21 protein-coding genes are annotated in these 18,401 nt (G+C 54.1%); 8 read left to right on the top strand and 13 right to left on the bottom strand.

Features of this window, described 5'->3' with window-relative positions; genetic code table 11:
* Positions 1 to 468: 468 nt before the first annotated feature.
* Positions 469 to 1,653, bottom strand: a complete 1,185-nt coding sequence (locus tag K5L82_RS03180; RefSeq protein ID WP_223133129.1) for a thiolase family protein — start codon at positions 1,651 to 1,653, stop codon at positions 469 to 471.
* Positions 1,654 to 1,691: 38 nt separating this feature from the next.
* Positions 1,692 to 2,789 (bottom strand): cell division protein ZapE, encoded by a 1,098-nt coding sequence (zapE, locus tag K5L82_RS03175; RefSeq protein WP_207924360.1) that lies wholly within the window; start codon positions 2,787 to 2,789, stop codon positions 1,692 to 1,694.
* A gap of 234 nt (positions 2,790 to 3,023) precedes the next feature.
* Between zapE and K5L82_RS03170 the strand changes: the two genes are divergently transcribed.
* The gene (locus tag K5L82_RS03170) at positions 3,024 to 3,458 is read left to right on the top strand and encodes a YhcB family protein (protein WP_133004933.1); all 435 of its coding nucleotides are present in this window, start codon (positions 3,024 to 3,026) and stop codon (positions 3,456 to 3,458) included.
* Between the two features lie 163 nt (positions 3,459 to 3,621).
* Here the strand turns inward: K5L82_RS03170 and K5L82_RS03165 are convergent, their stop codons facing one another.
* The 11 genes from K5L82_RS03165 to K5L82_RS03115 all read right to left on the bottom strand — a co-directional run bounded on the left by K5L82_RS03165 (position 3,622) and on the right by K5L82_RS03115 (position 12,703).
* A complete protein-coding gene (locus K5L82_RS03165) occupies positions 3,622 to 4,365 on the bottom strand; it encodes a Nif3-like dinuclear metal center hexameric protein (RefSeq protein WP_223133128.1) in 744 nt (247 codons plus the stop codon).
* Between the two features lie 218 nt (positions 4,366 to 4,583).
* Positions 4,584 to 5,645, bottom strand: coding sequence for a histidinol-phosphate transaminase (gene hisC / locus K5L82_RS03160; protein ID WP_223133127.1), 1,062 nt, complete (start codon positions 5,643 to 5,645; stop codon positions 4,584 to 4,586).
* A 232-nt stretch (positions 5,646 to 5,877) separates the two neighbouring features.
* Entirely contained in the window at positions 5,878 to 7,182 is a 1,305-nt protein-coding gene (gene hisD, locus K5L82_RS03155; RefSeq protein WP_223133126.1) for a histidinol dehydrogenase, read from the bottom strand.
* Between the two features lie 194 nt (positions 7,183 to 7,376).
* Positions 7,377 to 8,027 (bottom strand): ATP phosphoribosyltransferase, encoded by a 651-nt coding sequence (gene hisG, locus K5L82_RS03150; RefSeq protein WP_133004929.1) that lies wholly within the window; start codon positions 8,025 to 8,027, stop codon positions 7,377 to 7,379.
* Between the two features lie 30 nt (positions 8,028 to 8,057).
* Complete coding sequence (gene murA / locus K5L82_RS03145) at positions 8,058 to 9,320, bottom strand: UDP-N-acetylglucosamine 1-carboxyvinyltransferase (protein ID WP_223133125.1); 1,263 nt, start codon at positions 9,318 to 9,320, stop codon at positions 8,058 to 8,060.
* Positions 9,321 to 9,339: 19 nt separating this feature from the next.
* Positions 9,340 to 9,588, bottom strand: coding sequence for a BolA family protein (locus K5L82_RS03140; protein WP_114334096.1), 249 nt, complete (start codon positions 9,586 to 9,588; stop codon positions 9,340 to 9,342).
* 60 nt (positions 9,589 to 9,648) lie between these two features.
* Entirely contained in the window at positions 9,649 to 9,966 is a 318-nt protein-coding gene (locus K5L82_RS03135) for a lipid asymmetry maintenance protein MlaB (RefSeq protein ID WP_223133124.1), read from the bottom strand.
* The gene (locus tag K5L82_RS03130; RefSeq protein WP_223133123.1) at positions 9,963 to 10,616 is read right to left on the bottom strand and encodes a phospholipid-binding protein MlaC; all 654 of its coding nucleotides are present in this window, start codon (positions 10,614 to 10,616) and stop codon (positions 9,963 to 9,965) included. The genes K5L82_RS03135 and K5L82_RS03130 overlap by 4 nt, the downstream gene beginning before the upstream one ends.
* A 24-nt stretch (positions 10,617 to 10,640) precedes the next feature.
* The gene (gene mlaD, locus K5L82_RS03125) at positions 10,641 to 11,090 is read right to left on the bottom strand and encodes an outer membrane lipid asymmetry maintenance protein MlaD (protein ID WP_133004925.1); all 450 of its coding nucleotides are present in this window, start codon (positions 11,088 to 11,090) and stop codon (positions 10,641 to 10,643) included.
* 21 nt (positions 11,091 to 11,111) lie between these two features.
* Complete coding sequence (mlaE, locus tag K5L82_RS03120) at positions 11,112 to 11,894, bottom strand: lipid asymmetry maintenance ABC transporter permease subunit MlaE (RefSeq protein WP_133004924.1); 783 nt, start codon at positions 11,892 to 11,894, stop codon at positions 11,112 to 11,114.
* Positions 11,891 to 12,703 carry an ABC transporter ATP-binding protein gene (locus K5L82_RS03115; protein WP_223133122.1) on the bottom strand — a complete coding sequence of 271 codons (813 nt, stop codon included), beginning with the start codon at positions 12,701 to 12,703 and terminating at the stop codon, positions 11,891 to 11,893. The genes mlaE and K5L82_RS03115 overlap by 4 nt, the downstream gene beginning before the upstream one ends.
* A 203-nt stretch (positions 12,704 to 12,906) precedes the next feature.
* Here K5L82_RS03115 and K5L82_RS03110 point away from each other — a divergent pair, with 203 nt between their 5' ends.
* From K5L82_RS03110 to hpf, 7 genes are all read left to right on the top strand, one after another.
* A complete protein-coding gene (locus K5L82_RS03110) occupies positions 12,907 to 13,896 on the top strand; it encodes a KpsF/GutQ family sugar-phosphate isomerase (protein WP_133004922.1) in 990 nt (329 codons plus the stop codon).
* A complete protein-coding gene (kdsC, locus tag K5L82_RS03105) occupies positions 13,896 to 14,465 on the top strand; it encodes a 3-deoxy-manno-octulosonate-8-phosphatase KdsC (RefSeq protein ID WP_223133121.1) in 570 nt (189 codons plus the stop codon). The genes K5L82_RS03110 and kdsC overlap by 1 nt, the downstream gene beginning before the upstream one ends.
* The gene (gene lptC, locus K5L82_RS03100; RefSeq protein WP_316933358.1) at positions 14,462 to 15,061 is read left to right on the top strand and encodes an LPS export ABC transporter periplasmic protein LptC; all 600 of its coding nucleotides are present in this window, start codon (positions 14,462 to 14,464) and stop codon (positions 15,059 to 15,061) included. The genes kdsC and lptC overlap by 4 nt, the downstream gene beginning before the upstream one ends.
* Positions 15,045 to 15,566 carry a lipopolysaccharide transport periplasmic protein LptA gene (gene lptA / locus K5L82_RS03095; RefSeq protein WP_223133120.1) on the top strand — a complete coding sequence of 174 codons (522 nt, stop codon included), beginning with the start codon at positions 15,045 to 15,047 and terminating at the stop codon, positions 15,564 to 15,566. The genes lptC and lptA overlap by 17 nt, the downstream gene beginning before the upstream one ends.
* Positions 15,567 to 15,579: 13 nt before the next feature.
* Positions 15,580 to 16,305 carry an LPS export ABC transporter ATP-binding protein gene (gene lptB, locus K5L82_RS03090; protein ID WP_223133119.1) on the top strand — a complete coding sequence of 242 codons (726 nt, stop codon included), beginning with the start codon at positions 15,580 to 15,582 and terminating at the stop codon, positions 16,303 to 16,305.
* A 182-nt stretch (positions 16,306 to 16,487) separates the two neighbouring features.
* Complete coding sequence (locus tag K5L82_RS03085; RefSeq protein ID WP_133007509.1) at positions 16,488 to 18,020, top strand: RNA polymerase factor sigma-54; 1,533 nt, start codon at positions 16,488 to 16,490, stop codon at positions 18,018 to 18,020.
* A 71-nt stretch (positions 18,021 to 18,091) separates the two neighbouring features.
* Positions 18,092 to 18,394, top strand: a complete 303-nt coding sequence (gene hpf / locus K5L82_RS03080) for a ribosome hibernation promoting factor (RefSeq protein WP_133004918.1) — start codon at positions 18,092 to 18,094, stop codon at positions 18,392 to 18,394.
* The last annotated feature ends 7 nt before the right edge of the window (positions 18,395 to 18,401 follow it).

The following is an 18,401-nucleotide window of genomic DNA, read 5'->3' as shown; positions in this document are numbered from 1 at the left end:
AGGCTACTCCGTTGTTGTTCTGAGTCGCTGCTCGATTATTCTGTTGGTTGGTGTTCTTCGGCCGTATAGACATTGCCGTGATGCTAGCACTATAGCTAAGCCTTCTCGCGGCTTTGATCAGTCAAAAGTATGATTTTGCTGTCACTCTTGGTGAGCCGTCTTTCTCGCACCTCCTCACTATAGACAAGATTCTGGGATGCAACCACTTTGAGGCGGGTGGTTTTGGGCTAACTCTTTAGAGAGTTTGGGAGGGATATTCGGTTGGTAGACACTAGCTAAAGAAGGCAGCCAGACACAGTGCAAGCGAACAATACAAAACCTCCCTTCCGAAAACCGCTACGAGCACATCCATGTGCGCTTCTCTTCGGCCATCCTTGGCCTACGACATTTCCGGAAGGGAGGCTCCGCATTGTTCGCCCAAACTATTTTAGGGGAGTCTGGAAGCACTAAGTCGACACTAAGTGCGTATTAGATCATTTCAATAGCCATCGCTGTAGCTTCGCCGCCGCCGATGCACAGGGCCGCGACACCTTTCTTTTTGCCGTAACGTTGAAGGGCGTACATCAGCGTCACCAGCAGGCGTGAGCCTGTGGAGCCGACCGGGTGGCCCTGAGCGCAGGCGCCGCCGTGGACGTTGACTTTTTCAGGGTCCAAATCCAGCTCTTTGATCGGCATCATGGCGACCATGGCGAAGGCTTCGTTAATTTCGAACAGGTCAACGTCGCCTTTGCTCCAACCGGTTTTGGCAAACAGTTTTTCAATAGCGCCAACTGGTGCACAGGTGAACTCTGCCGGTAGCTGCGATTGGGTAGTATGGCCAACGATACGGGCCAGGGGTTTGAGGCCGCGTTTTTCGGCTTCTGATTCGCGCATCAGGACCAGAGCGGAAGCGCCGTCTGAGATTGATGAGGCGTTGGCGGCGGTTACGGTGCCGTCTTTGGCAAAGGCCGGACGCAGGCTTGGGATTTTTTCGATGTTGGCGTTGTGGGGCTGCTCGTCGTCTGCAACAACCACTTCACCTTTACGGGTTTTGACGGTGACCGGGACGGTTTCGTCCTTTAACGCGCCATCTTCGATGGCTTTTTTAGCGCGGTTCAGAGAGTTGATGGCGTATTCGTCCATCTCTTCGCGGGTGTAGCCTTTTTGGTCGGCAACTTCTTGTGCGAAGGACCCCATCAGGCGACCGGTCTCAGCGTCTTCGAGGCCGTCCAGGAACATATGATCCTGCGGCGCGGGGCCGGGGCCCATGCGGTAGCCTTGGCGGGCACCTTGCAGGATGTGTGGAGCGTTGGACATGCTTTCCATGCCGCCGGCAACCATGATGTCGTTGGTGCCTGCTTTGATCAAGTCGTGGGCGAACATGGTGGCTTTCATGCCGGAGCCGCACAGCTTGTTGATGGTGGTGGCGCCCGTGCTGTCAGGCAGGCCAGCTTTACGCATGGCTTGGCGTGCAGGGCCCTGTTTAAGGCCTGCAGGCAGTACATTGCCCATGATGACTTCTTGCACGTCAGCAGGCTGAAGGCCTGCGCGTTTGACGGCTTCTGCGATGGAGATAGCACCCAACTCAGGCGCTGTTATCGGGGCAAGACTGCCCATGAATCCGCCCATGGGGGTACGTACACCACTCACGATTACGACGTTGTCTTGGCTCATGCTGTGACCTCTCTATTTTGGTTCTTTCTAGTTTTTGACTAAGGCCTGTGGGGTGCTTCCAGGTATTCCTGGGATTGCATTTCCAGCAAGCGAGATTCAGTGCGTTCAAACTCGAAGTTCAGGCTTCCACCGGAGTAAAGCTTGGTGATCGGAGCTTCGGCGGAGATGATCAGTTTGACGTTGCGGTCGTAGAATTCGTCAATCATGTTGATGAAGCGGCGGGCCTGGTCGTCTTTATCTACGCCCATGACAGGTACGTTGCTGACGATGATTGCGTGGAACTGACGCGCCATTTCGATGTAATCGTTCTGGCTTCGGGGACCATCGCAAACGTCCAGGAAATCGAACCAGACCACATCGTCTGCGTGGGCTTGCGCCGGGATTTTACGACCGTTTATTTCCATTGAGTGACTGTGTTTACCGGCCTCAACAGCCAGCGCGTCGAAGCTTTCTCGCAAGCAGGTATTCGCGCCTTCATCCAAGGGGTAGTAATACAGCTCGGCTTGTTCGAGTGTTCGCAACCGGTAATCCACTCCGCCGTCTACGTTGACTACGTCGGTGTGTTGTTTGACGAGCGCGATGGCTGGCAGGAAGCGAGCTCGCTGGAGTCCATCTTTATAGAGTCCGTCCGGGACGATGTTCGATGTACACACGAGGGTAACGCCGCGACTGAACAATTCTTCCATCAGGGTAGCCAGGATCATGGCATCACCGATGTCCGATACAAAGAATTCGTCGAAGCAGATAACCCGGGTTTCGCCCGCGAAGGTTTTGGCCACTTGCTCGAGTGGGTTTTTCTCGCCTTTAAGCTTTCGCAGCTCGGCGTGTACTCGCTGCATGAAGCGATGGAAGTGCACACGCATTTTTCGGTCGAAGGGCAAGGCTTCAAAGAAGGTGTCCATCAGGTAAGTTTTTCCGCGACCTACCCCACCCCAGAAGTACAGGCCTTTTACCGGTGTTTCTTTACCTTTTTTTAGCTTGCGCCGTAATTTTTTTAGGCGTTTGCTACGGTCACTTTCAGCTTCCACCAGTTTGTCGTACAGTGCTTGTAAGCGGCGAACGGCATCTTCCTGCGCCGGGTCCTTGTGAAAATCCGGGCGTTCGAGATCCTTTTGGTAACGTTGCCAAGGAGTCAGGTTCGCAACAGTTTCGGTGGACACGGCTTCTGTCATCAGGGTTTTCCTGCCATCTGGGTGAATTTCTGGGCGCGGTATTGTCGCTTATTTCGTGCTTTTTGGCCACGTCACTTCGGCTGTGGAGCAATACGACGATTGGCGCAGTGTTTCGGCATGTGCGCTGGTGCTTCGGAGGGGTATACTCTTTTTATAGGTTTTCGCTCTCTCGCATGTACTGACTAGGACGATTGTTATATGACGAACCTGATTATTGCGGCCGTAGTCGCGCTGGTAGTAGGTATTATCATTGGGGTTCTTTTTGGGCGCTCTGGCCAGGGTGCTTCTTTGCGTCAGCGGAGGGCTGAGCAGAAGATAGATGAGCTTCGGGGTGAGTTTACGCGCTATCAGGCTCAGGTGAATGAGCATTTTCTCGAATCGGCGCAGCTGTTGGAGCGTTTTAATAATGCCTATCGCGATGTGAATGATCATATGGCGCGAGGGGCGAATCGCTTGTGTAATGATGAGGAGTGGCCAGAATCGTTGGGACAGGATGTGTCCGGGCGGATTGAGCACTCGGATTCTGACTCTTCTGAGCCACCACGGGATTATGCGCCTAAGGCTGATCCTGAGGAGAAGGGTACGCTTGCTGAAGATTTCGGCTTACCCAAGGATGCGAAGCGGCCTGCTTGATATGACATAAGACTTCTTTTGGAGTTAGGTTGGGGCGGGTAGGCTTTCCAAAAACCGCTCCTTCGGCACCTCCATGTGACGCTTCTGCTCCGCCATCCATGGCTGCGCACATTTTTGGAAAGCCTACCCGCCCCAACCCGTCACATTCATTCTCAGCCTGCCACTACACCGGATTATCACAATCGATGAACTGGTGCTCTATTCCAAATTCTTTCGCTAGCGCTTCACCCAAGGCTTTCGCCCCATAACGTTCAGTCGCGTGGTGGCCGGCGGCGTAGTAGTGGATGCCGGATTCTCGGGCTGTGTGGGTAGTTGGTTCGGAGATTTCACCGCTGATGTAGGCGTCAACACCGAGTTCGAGTGCTTTGGTGATGAACCCTTGTGCCCCGCCGGTGCACCAGGCAACGGTTTTGATCAGGTCTACGCCCTCGCCTACGTGGAGTGGCTGTCGGTTTAGTACGCTTCCGATATGCTGGCTGAAAGCTTCTGATGACATGGGCTCAGCCAGTTCGCCTTGCCAGACTAGTCCGCCTACCGGGCGTGGGTTTTGGATTCCGAGTACGTTGGCCAATTGGCGGTTGTTACCGTATTCGGGGTGGTCGTCGAGTGGCAGGTGGTAGGCGACCAGGTTGATGTCGTGGTCGAGGAGCTGTTTGATGCGGCGTTTTTTCATTCCGCGGATAGCTTGGTCTTCACCTTTCCAGAAGTAGCCGTGGTGGACGAGGATCATGTCGGCGTTTTGTTTTGCAGCGGCGTCGATCAGGGCTTGGGAGGCGGTTACGCCTGAGACGATTGTTCGAATCTCTTCTTTGCCTTCAACTTGCAGGCCGTTTGGGGCGTAGTCTTGGAAGTTTTCGGGCTGGAGCCATTCGGTTATTTTCGCCAGAATCTGGTTGCGGGTTGCCATGCTGTTTAGCCCTCTCCTTCAGACTTTTGAAATTGGATCGGCGCATTTGCTTGGGTACGGAGCAAGGAACAGGCGGGGCTTTCCAAAAACCGCTACGAGCACATCCATGTGCGCTTCTCTCCGGCCATCCATGGCCTCCGAAATTTTTGGAAAGCCCCGCCTGCACCTTACTTCAAGCTCAGGTGCGCGCCGATTTGTCGGTCAGGTTTCTCGCGAGCTTAGAGAAAATCTAAACCTTTGATCAACGCGTTGTTTTGATCGCTGGTTCCAATCGATATACGCAGGAACTCACTGATCCGCGATTTGTTGAAGTGGCGGACGATGATGCCCTGCTCCCGGAGTTTCGCCGCGATTTCTTCGCCTTTGTGTTCAGGATGGCGGGCAAATACGAAGTTGGCTTTTGAGGGCAGCACTTCGAAACCGAGGCTTTCCAAGCCTTTGGTAACCTTCTCACGCTCGCGAATCACGCCGTTGCAGGAGTCTTCAAACCATTGGCGATCTTCGAATGCAGCGACGGCCCCAGCCAGCGCCAAGCGATCCAGCGGGTAGGAGTTGAAGCTGTCTTTGACTCGGTTTAATCCTTCAATGAGCTCTGCGTTGGCGACGGCGAAACCGACTCGTAAGCCAGCCAACGAGCGAGCCTTAGACAGTGTTTGGCATACGACCAAATTCGGATATTGGTTAACCAATCGAATAGCGGTTTCACCCCCGAAGTCGATGTAAGCTTCATCGACCACTACAACACTGTCCAGATTGGCTTCCAAAATCGCTTCTACGTGCTGTAGCCCCATGTAGCGTCCAGTGGGGGCATTCGGGTTCGGGAAGATGACTCCGCCGTTGTCCCGTTTGTAGTCTTCTGGGTTGATTTCAAAGTTTTCCGTCAACGGGATGATGTTGCTTTCAACTTTGTACAGACCGCAGTAAACGGGGTAGAAGCTATAGGTGATATCCGGGAACAGGATTGGTTTGTCCTGTTTCAACAGGCCCTGGAAGATGTGAGCCAGCACTTCGTCGGAGCCGTTGCCAACGAAGACTTGCTTCTCTTCTATGCCGAAATCGGTGTAGTACGAAGCAATGGCCTCTTTCAGAGCGTGGCCTTCGGGGTCTGGGTACAGACGAAGGTTGTCGTTCAGCTCTGATTTAATGGCCGAGATCACCTTTGGGGATGGCCCGAAAGGGTTTTCATTGGTGTTCAGCTTTACCAGGTTCGCCATTTTGGGCTGCTCACCTGGCACATATGGCTGTAACTCGCTGACTAGTGAGCTCCAGTATTTACTCATGATTCACGCACTCCGAGTTGGTGCAGTAATAAGAATTCAATGATGACGCTGATGCAGGGCGGCGGTGCACAAGCTTTGGAAGAGTGTGGCAAGAAGGCCTTTCCAAAAATGTGCGGAGCCATGGATGGCGGAGCAGAAGCGCCACAGGGATGTGCCGAAGGAGCGGTTTTTGGAAAGGCCTTCTTGCCATGCTCTCAAGCACCCAACCCTAAACCGCCCTGCGCACAACGTCTCAGTCTTTAATACGGTATTCCGCCGACCGCGCGTGAGCGGTCAGCCCTTCGCCGCGCGCCAAAACAGAGGCCACACGCCCCATGCGATCCGCGCCTTCCGGAGTAAAACCGATCAGCGACGAACGTTTCTGGAAGTCGTAAACGCCCAGGGGCGAGCTGAACCGCGCAGTGCCGCTTGTGGGCAGTACGTGGTTCGGGCCGGCGCAATAGTCGCCGAGGGCTTCTGCTGTGAAACGCCCCATAAAGATCGCGCCGGCGTGGCGGATGTCTTCCAACATCCCTTGCGGGTCATCTACCGATAGCTCCAAATGCTCGGGAGCGATCCGGTTCGACACTTCCGCGGCTTCTTTCAGATCGGCCACTTGAATCAAGGCTCCCCGGCCGGTCATGGATGTGCGAATGATCTCTTCACGCTCCATGGTGGGCAGAAGCTTGTTGATACTCGTTTCCACGGCATCGAGGAAGTCTGCATCTGGGCTAACCAGAATGCTTTGCGCCTGCTCGTCGTGTTCTGCTTGCGAGAACAAATCCATCGCGATCCAATCGGGATCGGTTTTACCATCGCAGATCACCAGAATTTCAGACGGCCCGGCGATCATGTCGATACCGACAACGCCGAACACTTCACGCTTGGCGGTCGCAACAAAAATATTGCCCGGCCCAACAATTTTATCCACCGCTGGCACTGTTTCCGTGCCGTAGGCCAAAGCACCTACTGCCTGCGCGCCACCGAGAGCAAAAACTCGGTCAACACCGGCAATCGCGGCTGCGGCCAGCACCATATCGTTCACCACACCATCCGGTGTAGGAACCACCATAATCAACTCGCCGACACCCGCCACCTTGGCCGGAATCGCGTTCATCAATACAGACGACGGATACGCAGCCTTACCACCCGGCACGTACAAACCAGCGCGGTCCAGTGGCGTTACCTTCTGGCCCAGAACCGTTCCGTCTTCATCCTGATACTGCCAGGACTGCTGAGCCTGCCGTTCGTGATAATCCCGAACCCGCTCCGCCGCCTTCTCAAGCGCTTCACGCTGGTCTTGCGGAATCGTCGCCAAAGCTGCCTGCAAGCGATCTTGCCCCATCTCCAGCTCAGCCATGGAACCAACCTTCAGACGGTCAAACTTCTCGGTAAACTCCAAAACCGCCGCATCGCCACGGGTTTTCACCTCATGCAAGATATGACGTACCGACTCATTCACCTGATGATCCACACTGTCATCCCACGCCAACAGTTTGGCCAGCGCACGGTCAAAGTCGCCTTGGGTGGTGTTAAGTCTGGTGATCTTATCGGTCATAACTCAAATCCTGCTTTGGATTGAAATTATTAAGTAGAGAGGCATCCCTACTCAGAAGCCGGAAGCAGCCATTGGGGTGGCCCTTCCAAAAATGTCGTAGGCCATGGATGGCCGGAGAGAAGCGCACATGGATGTGCTCGTAGCGGTTTTTGGAAGGGCCGCCCCAATGGCTGCCCACCCAAAGTAAAAAAACCTTACTCTGAAGAACCGCGACGACGATCCACAGCAGCCGCCATCATCTCGATGATCGGATTGATCTTCCCATGCTGCATCTTCATCGACGCCCGATTAACCACCAAACGCGTACTGATATCGTCAATCAACTCCCGCGCCTCAAGGCCATTCGCCTTCAGCGTATTACCAGTATCCACGATATCCACAATCTCATCGGCCAGATTCAAAATCGGAGCCAACTCCATCGCACCATAAAGCTTGATGATATCCGCCTGACGACCCTGCGCCGCATAATAACGGCGAGCGATATTCACAAACTTCGTCGCCACACGAATACGCCCGGCCGGCGGCTGCTCGCCTACCTTACCGGCCGTCATCAGCCGACAACGGGAAATATTCAAATCCAGCGGCTCGTACAACCCTTCCCCGCCATGTTCCATCAGCACATCCTTGCCGGTTACGCCAAGGTCTGCGCCACCATACTGGACATACGTAGGCACATCCGTTGCACGAAGGATCAGCACACGCACATTGGGGTCCGTGGTGGGGAACACCAGCTTGCGGGACTTTTTCACGTCGTCTACCAGCTCAATACCGGCTTCTGCCAACAGTGGCAGAGTCTCTTCGAGAATTCGTCCCTTCGACAAGGCGATGGTGATGGAATCTGTCATGGGTCTTTCCGGGTTCCCGTTGGTGTTTGATTACGCTGGCAAACGGCGAATGCTTCCGCCCAACAGCTGCAACTTCTCTTCAATACATTCGTAACCGCGGTCGATGTGATAAATGCGATCTACGATGGTGTCGCCTTCAGCAACCAAACCAGCAATCACCAGGCTGGCCGAAGCACGAAGGTCAGTGGCCATAACCGGCGCGCCGGTCAAATGATCCACACCCTTGATGATGGCCGCGTTACCTTCCAACGTGATATCGGCACCCATGCGGATCAATTCCTGCAGGTGCATAAAACGGTTTTCAAACACCGTTTCCACGATGGTACCGGTGCCTTCCGCGACCGCATTCATCGCCGCAAACTGGGCCTGCATGTCGGTGGGAAAAGCTGGGTAAGGCGCGGTACGAATACTCACCGCCTTCGGACGCTTCCCCTTCATGTCCAGCTCAATCCAGTCTTCACCTGTGGTGATGTGCGCACCCGCTTCTTCCAGCTTCAGCAGCACCGCTTCCAGAATGTCAGCGCGAGTGTCTTTCAGCTTCACCCGACCACCAGTGGCAGCAGCTGCCACCAGATAGGTGCCGGTTTCGATGCGATCAGGCTGAACATCGTGGTGACAACCGTGCAGACGCTCAACACCATTGATTTCAATCGTTGCCGTGCCGTGGCCTTTGATGTCTGCACCCATAGCAATCAGGCATTCAGCCAAATCCACGACTTCTGGCTCGCGGGCCGCGTTTTCAAGGATGGTTTTTCCGTCAGCCAAGGTAGCCGCCATCAACAGGTTCTCCGTACCAGTTACGGTGACGGTATCCATGAAGATGTGCGCGCCCTTTAGGCGGCCATTGGTTTTTGCGTGGATGTAACCATTTTCAACCTTGATGTCTGCACCCATCAGCTCAAGGCCGTGAATGTGCAGGTTGACCGGGCGCGTACCAATGGCACAACCACCGGGCAAAGACACCTGAGCTTCGCCAAAGTGTGCAACCAGCGGTCCCAGCACCAAGATCGAGGCGCGCATGGTTTTTACCAGCTCGTAAGGTGCGTGGTAGTGCTCGATGGTGTTGGCGTGTACTTCAACACTCATTTTCTCATCAATCAGCAGCTCGACACCCATTCGGCCAAGCAACTCGATCATGGTGGTGACGTCGTTCAAATGCGGCAAGTTGCCAACGGTCACTGGCTCAGAGGCCAACAGCGTCGATGCCAAAATCGGCAAAGCTGCGTTTTTGGCGCCGGAAATCCGAATCTCGCCATCCAGAGGCTTTCGGCCTCGGATCAGAAGTTTATCCACAATAGTAGTCCTATTCTGTTTAGCCGTTGGCCTGACGCGCAGCCCACTCGCTTGGAGTAAAGGCTTTCGGGTGAAGAGCGTGAATGGTGCCGTCCATGATGTGCTGGAACAGTACCTTGTTAATCATCTGCTGTCTTTTAATGGTAGGCAGGCCTTCGAATACGTCACCCACTGCAACGACCATATAGTGGTTGCCATCGACTTGTACCTGAACCTCACAATCAGGCAGGGCTTCTTTGACAAGTTCGGTAACCTGGGCGGCGTCCATAGAAAATCCTCAGCTTTATTAAAATCAGGAGCGGAATTGTAACCAATTCCCGAGCGGCGGTCAGCTATGTGGGGAAAATCCCGGCAGATGAGCATCTAAATTACTCAATGCCGCCAGAGACTGTAAACGTTCACTGGCACCCTCAAACGAGAGTGCCACCTGCTTTGTTTGCGCCAACCGTTGCCAGCACATCAACATGGAAAGTACCACGCTGTGAGCGGTTTGCAGTTGGGCAAGGTTAACCGTCAATGAACCCTGAGCACCACTCACAAGCTTCTCACCCTGTTTGCGGAGTTCTAGAACACTGTTCACATCTACCTTGCCGGCAACGCTCAACACTGAGCCATCAAGACTAACGTCCGGGCGGGAGCTGCTCATGAGGGGTTAACGTCTTCTTCCAGCTTCAACGATTTCACCGAGTCGGTCCAGCCATCAATGACAACCTGAACCTGCCCGCGACTCTCTTCCATTTCCTGGGCAAAGCGGTCACGGAAGGCCAAACCGATGTTAACGCCCTCAACAATGACATTTTCCATCAACCAACGTTCGCCGTTGTTTTTATACATGGAGTAAGTCACGGGGTAACGGTTACCCGATGCGGTAATCACCAACAACTGTACCGATGCCCGGTTCTCGTTTTGCGGCAGAATCTCCGCCTCCTTCACCTCGATCTTGAAATCATCTGCGGTTACCAATGCTTTAGCATAGGTATCAAACAAGCTACGCTTGAACTTGGTAACAAACTCGTCACGCTGCTCACGAGTGGTCTGGCGAGCATAGCGCCCCATCACCCGCGCTGCGATCCGGCGAAAATCCACAAAATCCGTCAGGGCATCATCCATGCTCTGGTAAAAAGCGTCGGGATCTCTTTCAAACAGGCCTTTCTCAGTGTTCAGCTTCTGCACCAACATTTGGGTATTATCGCTGACATATTGTTCCAGATCTTCCTCGACACCCGCCCATGCCTGACCAGCAACCATCATCAACAGAGCAAAGACAACAAACAGCTTTCGCTTGAACATTAACATTTTAAACTCCTGTCCTATTCGACATCAGCGGCCAGAGGCAAAGTTGCTGATCAATCGTTCCAGATTCATTGCAGACTGGGTGGAATAAAATGTGTCACCCGCGTTCAACGACTCCATGTCTCCACCAATAGAAATATCGATGTACTGCTCACCCAACAGGCCGGACGTGCGAATAACCGCTGCGCTGTCTGCCGGAATGGTATCGACATCCGAACGAATGGCCATGGTTACTTTCGCCTGAAACGTGTCCTTATTCAGGTTGATGGCCTCGATGGAACCCACGGTCACACCCGCCATCGACACTTTACCGCGGGGCGTTAACCCACCGACATCGTTAAAGTTAGCGTAGATCGTGTAGGTCGAAGAGGCCGACTTGGGCGACAATCCGCTCACTTGCAACGCCAAAAACAGCAGGGCTGCCAACCCCGCGATCATGAAGAAACCTACCACTATTTCCGTTGTTCTTTGCACCATAACAGGGCCCTAGAATCCTTATTAGAAATCGCCAAACATAACAGCGGTCAGCACGAAATCGAGGCCGAGCACTGCCAGTGATGAATACACAACTGTTTTGGTCGTCGCAGTACTGATACCTGCAGACGTTGGCACACAGTCGTACCCTTGATAAACGGCTATCCAAGCACACACAAAGCCGAACACCACAGTTTTAATAACGCCATTCAGCACATCGTCCAGAAAATCGACCGATGACTGCATGTTGCCCCAGAAAGAGCCTTCAAAAACACCCAGCCAATCCACGCCAACCAGCATGCCACCCCAAATACCAACCACCGAGAAGATCATCGCCAGTATTGGCATCGCAATAAATCCGGCCCACAGACGGGGCGCTATGACACGGCGCAAAGGATCAACGCCCATCATTTCCATACTGGACAATTGCTCGGTCGCTTTCATCAACCCGATTTCCGCGGTCAGCGCTGAACCTGCACGCCCCGCAAACAAGAGCGCCGTAACCACCGGCCCCAACTCTCGCACCAAGGTTAATGCAATCATCTGCCCTATCGCAGCTTCTGAGCCGTAGTCGCTGAGGATGGTGTAGCCTTGCAGTGCCAACACCATGCCTATGAACAAGCCCGATACCACGACGATCGCCAGCGAAAGCACACCTACGGAATAAAGTTGCTTCATCAAAAGCGGGAAGCCGGTTGCAGGCTTGGGCACCCCCACCAGCACGCCAAACAGGAACTGTGTCGCACGCCCTAAAGAACCCACTACTCCCAGACTTCTTCGGCCGAAGCCCGCTACGTAATCCATCATATCGACACCCCCTTGATACCAAAATCATCAACGGGATTACTAGTCGGATAATGGAAGGGTACCGGGCCGTCTGGCTGACCGCTCAGGAACTGCCGAACGAGCTCAGAAGGGTGATTGCGCAATTCGTCAGGTGTGCCCGTGCCAATCACTTTGCCGTCAGCAATGATGCACGCATAGTGGCAGATACTCAGAGATTCCGGCACATCGTGGGACACCAGCACGCTGGTCAATCCCATTGAGCTATTAAGATCGCGGATCAACTTGACCAACACCCCCATGGCGATTGGGTCCTGCCCCGCAAAGGGTTCGTCGTACATGATCAATTCGGGATCCAGCGCAATGCTTCGCGCCAGCGCCACACGCCGAGTCATGCCGCCTGAAAGCTCAGAAGGCATCAAATCGCGGGCACCACGCAACCCGACCGCCTCCAACTTCATCAATACGATGTCGCGAATCATGTCTTCCGGCAAGGAGGTGTGCACGCGCAACGGGAAGGCAACGTTCTCGAACACACTGATATCCGTAAACAAGGCGCCACTCTGAAAGAGCATGCCCATCTTTTCTCGCAGACGATATAACGCCTTCCGCTTTAGCTTCGGAACCTCATGCCCCGCCACGGTAACTTGGCCCGAGTCTGGCTTTAGTTGGCCACCGATAACTCGAAGCAACGTAGTCTTACCGGTCCCGCTAGGCCCCATAATGGCGGTGATCTTACCCTCCGGAATATCGAGAGTAATACCATCAAAAATGCGCCGTCCGGAGCGGGAAAACACCACATCCTTTAGCGAAATGTATGCAGATGACTCCATAATTGATCCTTTTCGAGGAGCGCCTACATTAAGATAAGCGTCGCCGGACCTCAATCTCAGGTTATTAAAATGTACTGATCGCAACGTTCAGATCCCCTGAACATTGGCAGCCCTACCGGGTATCAGTGATATACTTTCTGCCATAGTCGTCCGTCCCGATAACAGGGCCGGGTTCACAGACCGACCGAGCAAAGCCAGCCGAGATGACAGATTCAAACACTTCAAGTTCCCGGGATTACCGCAACTCCGCCGTTCGGGCCATCCAGATTGAACGGGATGCCATCGAAGCACTGGAGCACCGTATCAACGGCGACTTCACCCGCGCCTGCGACATCATTATGGCCTGCAAAGGCCGTGTTGTGGTGACGGGCATGGGCAAATCGGGCCACATCGGCAACAAGATTGCTGCCACATTGGCCAGCACCGGCACACCCTCATTTTTCGTACATCCGGGCGAAGCCAGTCACGGCGATCTGGGCATGATCACCCCGCAGGACGTGGTTATCGCCATTTCCAATAGCGGTAGCACCAGCGAAGTTGTCACCATTCTACCTTTAATTCGAAGAATGGGCGCGCCTCTGATCAGCATGACGGGCAATCCGGATTCATTATTGGCGAAAGAAGCCGCAGCCAACCTCGACGTGAGCGTTGCCATTGAAGCCTGCCCGCTTGGGCTGGCCCCCACGTCCAGCACCACCGCCACTCTGGTTATGGGCGATGCGTTAGCCGTTGCACTGCTGGAAGCTCGCGGGTTCAGCGCAGAAGACTTTGCCTTCTCACATCCGGGCGGCCGATTGGGGCGTCGTTTACTGCTACGCGTTTCCGACATCATGCACGCAGGCGACAAAGTGCCACGGGTATTTGAAAACACCACCCTCAGCGGCGCTCTTTTGGAGATAACCCGCAAAGGCCTGGGTATGACCACCGTGGTCAACGGCTCTGGCGAATTAACCGGAATCTTTACCGACGGCGACCTGCGCCGAACGCTGGATAAATCCGTCGACGTGCACACCACCAACATCGATCAGGTGATGACGCGCAACGGCAAAACCATTCAGGCCGACCAATTGGCAGCCGATGCGCTGAACATCATGGAAGAGCTGAAAATCAACGCCCTCCCGGTGACCGACACCGAAGGCAACCTGGTTGGCGCCATCAACATGCACGATTTGTTGCGGGCGGGGGTTATCTAATGCCAGAACTAACCCCACCCCTTCGCCAGCACTGGAGCGACGAGATCCTTACAAAAGCCGCTGCTATCAAGCTCATTGCGTTTGATGTGGACGGCATTATGAGTGACGGAAAGCTTTACTTCAGCGCAAGCGGGGACGAACTAAAAACCTTTAACATTCTCGATGGCTTGGGGCTGAAGCAACTGATGAACTCAGGCATCACGGTTGCCGTCATCACCGGCAGGCGCTCGCCTTTAACCGAAAAACGCATGAACGATTTGGGCATCAGCCACCTGATGCAAGGGCGGGAAGACAAGAAGGTTGCCCTGCAGGAGCTGGTGGCCAACATGGACATCTCGCCAGAACAAATCGCTTACATGGGCGACGACTTACCAGACCTCCCGGCACTGCAATTCGCCGGCCTTAGCATCACCGTACCAAACGGTTACTGGCTGGTCAGACAACATGCGGACTATTGCACTACAGTGGCTGGTGGCAGCGGTGCGGTGCGAGAAGCCTGCGACCTGATTCTCTGGTCGCAAGACCGGCTCGCCGCAACCCTGAAACCTTATATGAGCGTAAAATCGTGATCGCCCGACTGTTCAGCCCCGGAAAAGGTAAAGCCTGGGCCCGGACACTGGCATTGGGCGGCACGATTGCAGCCACCTTATTTCTGATGTGGCAAAGTGACGAGCCGCCCGGCGGTCAAGAAAAAGCGGAGGAACTGCGGGGCCCGGCCGAACCGGACGGTTTCATCATTCAGGCCGATTACCGGACCTGGGACACAGAGGGCAGCCCGAAAATCCGCATGACCAGCCCGCGCATTGAGCAGTTCGAGAGCCGAAATCTTGCTGTCATGGAGCAGCCCCGCGCTACCCTGCACGGTGAAGGCGATCCGGTGCCGTGGAATGTTGAAGCGGATCAAGGTAGCCTTCTGCAAAATGATGACTTGGTGAACCTGAACGGCAACGTCGTGATTCACCGTCAGCTTCAAGGCTCCGAGACCACGTTTGAAACCGACGAACTGACCCTGAACAACACCGAAGGTACCGTGTACACCGACCAACCGGTGATCATCACTGAACCACACGGAACCACCAAAGCTACAGGCATGAAAGCCTGGCTGGACGACCGCATTCTGGAACTCAATTCCCAAGTGGAAGGGCATTATGATCCCATCAGGTAACCGACTTCTTTTTCCGCTGGTTCTGGCAGCCGCATTTGTTGCCACCCCAGCAGCCGCCTTCACGTTGAACTCTGACGAGCCCATCAAAGTCAGCGCCAACTCAGCGCGATTGGATGACAGTGCCGGAACGGCCATCTACACCGGAGCCGTGGAATTGGTGCAAGGTAACGTACAACTGGATGCGGAACGGGTTGTGCTTTATCGCAGCCCACAAGGCCTTAGTCGAATTGAAGCGAGCGGCTCTCCCGCCGTATACCGCCAACCGTCCCAAGACCAAACGGCGGTCATTAATGCCGAAGCGCTGAACATCACTTGGTCTGCCAAAGACAGCCAGTTAACCTTTGAACGAGAGGCCTTGATCGAACAAGGTGGCAGTACGTTCCGGGGCGACATCATTCACTACGACACCGTGAATCGAGTGGTTACAGCAGAAGGCGGCAATCCTGAGGGCACAAGCTCAGGCCGCGTAGAAATGGTGATTCAGCCTCGCAGTTCAGGTCAATAACGGGAAAGTTCTGATGGCAGTTCTCAGGGCCAGCAATCTGGCCAAAAGCTACAAGCAAAAAAAAGTGGTTCTGGATGTTTCTCTGGAGATTCGTTCCGGTGAAATCGTCGGATTGCTGGGCCCCAACGGTGCCGGTAAAACCACCTGTTTTTACATGATCGTCGGGCTGGTTCCCGCTGACCACGGCCGCGTCACCATCGACAACAACGACATTACCCCCCTGCCTATGCACGGGCGCGCTCAAAAAGGCATCGGCTACTTGCCACAGGAGGCATCGGTCTTTCGCAAACTGACCGTGCGCGACAACATCATGGCTATCCTGGAAACCCGCAAAGCGCTTTCCAAAGCGGATCGTGAGGCGAAGCTCGAAGAACTACTGGAAGAATTTCACATCACTCACATTCGCGACAGCGTGGGCATGGCACTCTCTGGTGGGGAACGCCGCCGCGTAGAAATTGCCCGGGCCTTGGCCATGGAACCTGCGTTCATCCTTCTGGACGAACCCTTTGCTGGCGTAGACCCCATTTCAGTCAGCGACATCAAACACATCATTCGGCACCTGCGCGACAAAGGCATCGGCGTTCTTATCACCGACCACAACGTACGCGAAACCCTGGATATTTGTGAGAATGCCTACATTGTGTCCGGCGGACACATCATCGCATCGGGCAACGCAGACGCCATTCTATCCAACCAACAAGTGAAAGAAGTCTACCTTGGAGATGAGTTCCGACTATAGACAATCGTAGACCTGAAGGCCGGGCTGATTGTTTTGCTGAACGCTAGCAAGTAAACTCGGCAGGGTACTTGCTTATATTGTTGGCCAAGCACTGTAAGTCACCAGCGCACAACAATTTTTTATATTTGCAAGCAATGTTTTTGATCGGGATGCGAGCACGTTATGGATATTAAGCCATGGTTATGAAAGCCTCATTACAGCTTAAAATGGGCCAAAGCCTAACCATGACACCCCAGCTGCAACAAGCCATTCGGCTATTGCAGCTTTCCACGCTGGATCTACAGCAGGAAATCCAGCAAGCACTCGATTCAAATCCCATGCTGGAAACCTCCGAGGACGACGATCAGGCGGATTCCACCGACCAGCAAGAAAACGGCCACGAAGAGCAGCACGAAACCGCAACAGCTCAGGAAGAGTCGGCTGCCGAGCCGCCAAGTTCGGATTGGGACGAGTCAGAAACCGCACCCGACTGGTCCGCGGAAGATCAAACACCCGATAACATCCCCGACGATCTGCCGGTTGATACCGCTTGGGATGACATTTACCAGTCGGCACCTGCTCCTGCCAGCCGTGGCGACGATGAAAACGATTCTGACTTCGAAACCCGGAACTCACCGAGCGAGACTCTGCACGATCATCTGGAATGGCAGCTGAACCTGACTCCGCTCAGCGAACGGGATCAAGCGATCGCCCATGCCTTGTTGGACGCCGTTGATGACCGGGGGTATTTAACGTCTTCCATCGAAGAGATCCACTCCGGCTTATTTGAAAGCTCAGAAGAAGATCCGCTGGAACTCGACGAGGTTCAGGCGGTTCTGCGCCGGCTCCAGCATTTTGATCCGCCCGGTGTGTTTGCTCGAGATCTGCAAGACTGCCTACTGATCCAACTTAGTCAACTGCCACCAGACACGCTTTGGCTTCGCCAAGCCAAGCTCGTGGTCACCCAGTTCCTGCATTTGTTAGGCAACCGTGACTACGCTCAGTTGCTTCGCCGCAGCCGCCTGAAAGAAGATCAACTGAAAGAAGTGTTGGGGCTGATCACCAGCCTGAACCCAACGCCGGGTGACAGCGTCGATCGCACAGAACCGGACTATGTCATCCCGGATGTCATCGTACGCAAACACGAAGGCCGATGGCGCGTCGAACTCAACCCGGAAATTGCCCCGCGCATTCGCGTAAACGCGAGCTATGCTTCACTCATACGTCGGGCAGATAGCAGCGCAGACAACACCTACATGCGTGACCAGTTGCAAGAGGCCAAATGGTTTATTAAAAGCCTCCAGAGCCGGAACGAAACCTTGCTCAAAGTGGCCACTCGCATTGTGGAATACCAGCAGGGTTTTCTGGATCATGGTGACGAAGCCATGAAGCCGCTCATTCTGTCGGACATCGCCCAAGCGGTCGATATGCACGAGTCGACCATCTCGCGGGTTACCACGCAAAAATACATGCATACACCACGGGGTATTTTTGAACTCAAATACTTTTTCTCCAGCCACGTGGGCACGGCCGAAGGTGGAGAATGTTCCTCAACGGCGATTCGTGCGATGATCAAAAAACTGATTGCGGACGAAACTCCAAAAAAGCCATTGAGTGATAGCAAAATTGCAGCCATGCTAGGAGAACAGGGAATCAATGTTGCCCGACGTACGGTAGCCAAGTACAGGGAGGCGATGCATATCCCACCCTCGAACGAGCGTAAGCGTTTGGTTTAAGGATTCGTCAGTACAAGAGGTGCTGACACTCAGTCCGGCAAAAGCCGGCTATATGACAACAGGAGAAGCCTATGCAACTCAATATTTCAGGCCATCATGTAGAACTGACTCCCGCATTAAAGGATTACGTAACCACCAAGTTTGATAAGCTTGAGCGACACTTTGACCACATCAGTAATTGTCAGGTGACGCTGGAAGTTGAGAAAGTTCGCCAGATGGCCGAAGCTACCCTCCACGTGATTGGTGGCGAAATTCACGCAAAGGCTGAAAACGAGGATATGTACGCCGCCATCGACGGCCTGGTCGATAAACTCGACCGCCAGATCCTCAAACATAAAGAGAAAACAGTTGCCCGGATGCAAGGTAACGGTTAACGCGCCT

The sequence above is a fragment of the Marinobacter sp. AL4B genome (assembly GCF_019916045.1).
In the GTDB taxonomy this organism is placed as follows: Bacteria; Pseudomonadota; Gammaproteobacteria; order Pseudomonadales; family Oleiphilaceae; genus Marinobacter.
Note: the sequence above shows the minus strand (reverse complement) of the source record. Positions and strands in the feature narration are given on the sequence as shown.

What these genes read in the sequence shown, in the direction of transcription:
- K5L82_RS03130 (WP_223133123.1), bottom strand. Translation starts at nt 10,616, where the DNA reads ATGTTAATGTTCAAGCGAAAGCTGTTTGTTGTCTTTGCTCTGTTGATG.
- K5L82_RS03140 (WP_114334096.1), bottom strand. Translation starts at nt 9,588, where the DNA reads ATGGACGCCGCCCAGGTTACCGAACTTGTCAAAGAAGCCCTGCCTGAT.
- K5L82_RS03165 (WP_223133128.1), bottom strand. Translation starts at nt 4,365, where the DNA reads ATGGCAACCCGCAACCAGATTCTGGCGAAAATAACCGAATGGCTCCAG.
- K5L82_RS03180 (WP_223133129.1), bottom strand. Translation starts at nt 1,653, where the DNA reads ATGAGCCAAGACAACGTCGTAATCGTGAGTGGTGTACGTACCCCCATG.
- kdsC (WP_223133121.1), top strand. Translation starts at nt 13,896, where the DNA reads ATGCCAGAACTAACCCCACCCCTTCGCCAGCACTGGAGCGACGAGATC.
- lptA (WP_223133120.1), top strand. Translation starts at nt 15,045, where the DNA reads ATGATCCCATCAGGTAACCGACTTCTTTTTCCGCTGGTTCTGGCAGCC.
- hisD (WP_223133126.1), bottom strand. Translation starts at nt 7,182, where the DNA reads ATGACCGATAAGATCACCAGACTTAACACCACCCAAGGCGACTTTGAC.
- mlaD (WP_133004925.1), bottom strand. Translation starts at nt 11,090, where the DNA reads ATGGTGCAAAGAACAACGGAAATAGTGGTAGGTTTCTTCATGATCGCG.
- hisG (WP_133004929.1), bottom strand. Translation starts at nt 8,027, where the DNA reads ATGACAGATTCCATCACCATCGCCTTGTCGAAGGGACGAATTCTCGAA.
- K5L82_RS03085 (WP_133007509.1), top strand. Translation starts at nt 16,488, where the DNA reads ATGAAAGCCTCATTACAGCTTAAAATGGGCCAAAGCCTAACCATGACA.
- K5L82_RS03110 (WP_133004922.1), top strand. Translation starts at nt 12,907, where the DNA reads ATGACAGATTCAAACACTTCAAGTTCCCGGGATTACCGCAACTCCGCC.
- hisC (WP_223133127.1), bottom strand. Translation starts at nt 5,645, where the DNA reads ATGAGTAAATACTGGAGCTCACTAGTCAGCGAGTTACAGCCATATGTG.
- lptB (WP_223133119.1), top strand. Translation starts at nt 15,580, where the DNA reads ATGGCAGTTCTCAGGGCCAGCAATCTGGCCAAAAGCTACAAGCAAAAA.
- K5L82_RS03170 (WP_133004933.1), top strand. Translation starts at nt 3,024, where the DNA reads ATGACGAACCTGATTATTGCGGCCGTAGTCGCGCTGGTAGTAGGTATT.
- mlaE (WP_133004924.1), bottom strand. Translation starts at nt 11,894, where the DNA reads ATGATGGATTACGTAGCGGGCTTCGGCCGAAGAAGTCTGGGAGTAGTG.
- K5L82_RS03115 (WP_223133122.1), bottom strand. Translation starts at nt 12,703, where the DNA reads ATGGAGTCATCTGCATACATTTCGCTAAAGGATGTGGTGTTTTCCCGC.
- hpf (WP_133004918.1), top strand. Translation starts at nt 18,092, where the DNA reads ATGCAACTCAATATTTCAGGCCATCATGTAGAACTGACTCCCGCATTA.
- K5L82_RS03135 (WP_223133124.1), bottom strand. Translation starts at nt 9,966, where the DNA reads ATGAGCAGCTCCCGCCCGGACGTTAGTCTTGATGGCTCAGTGTTGAGC.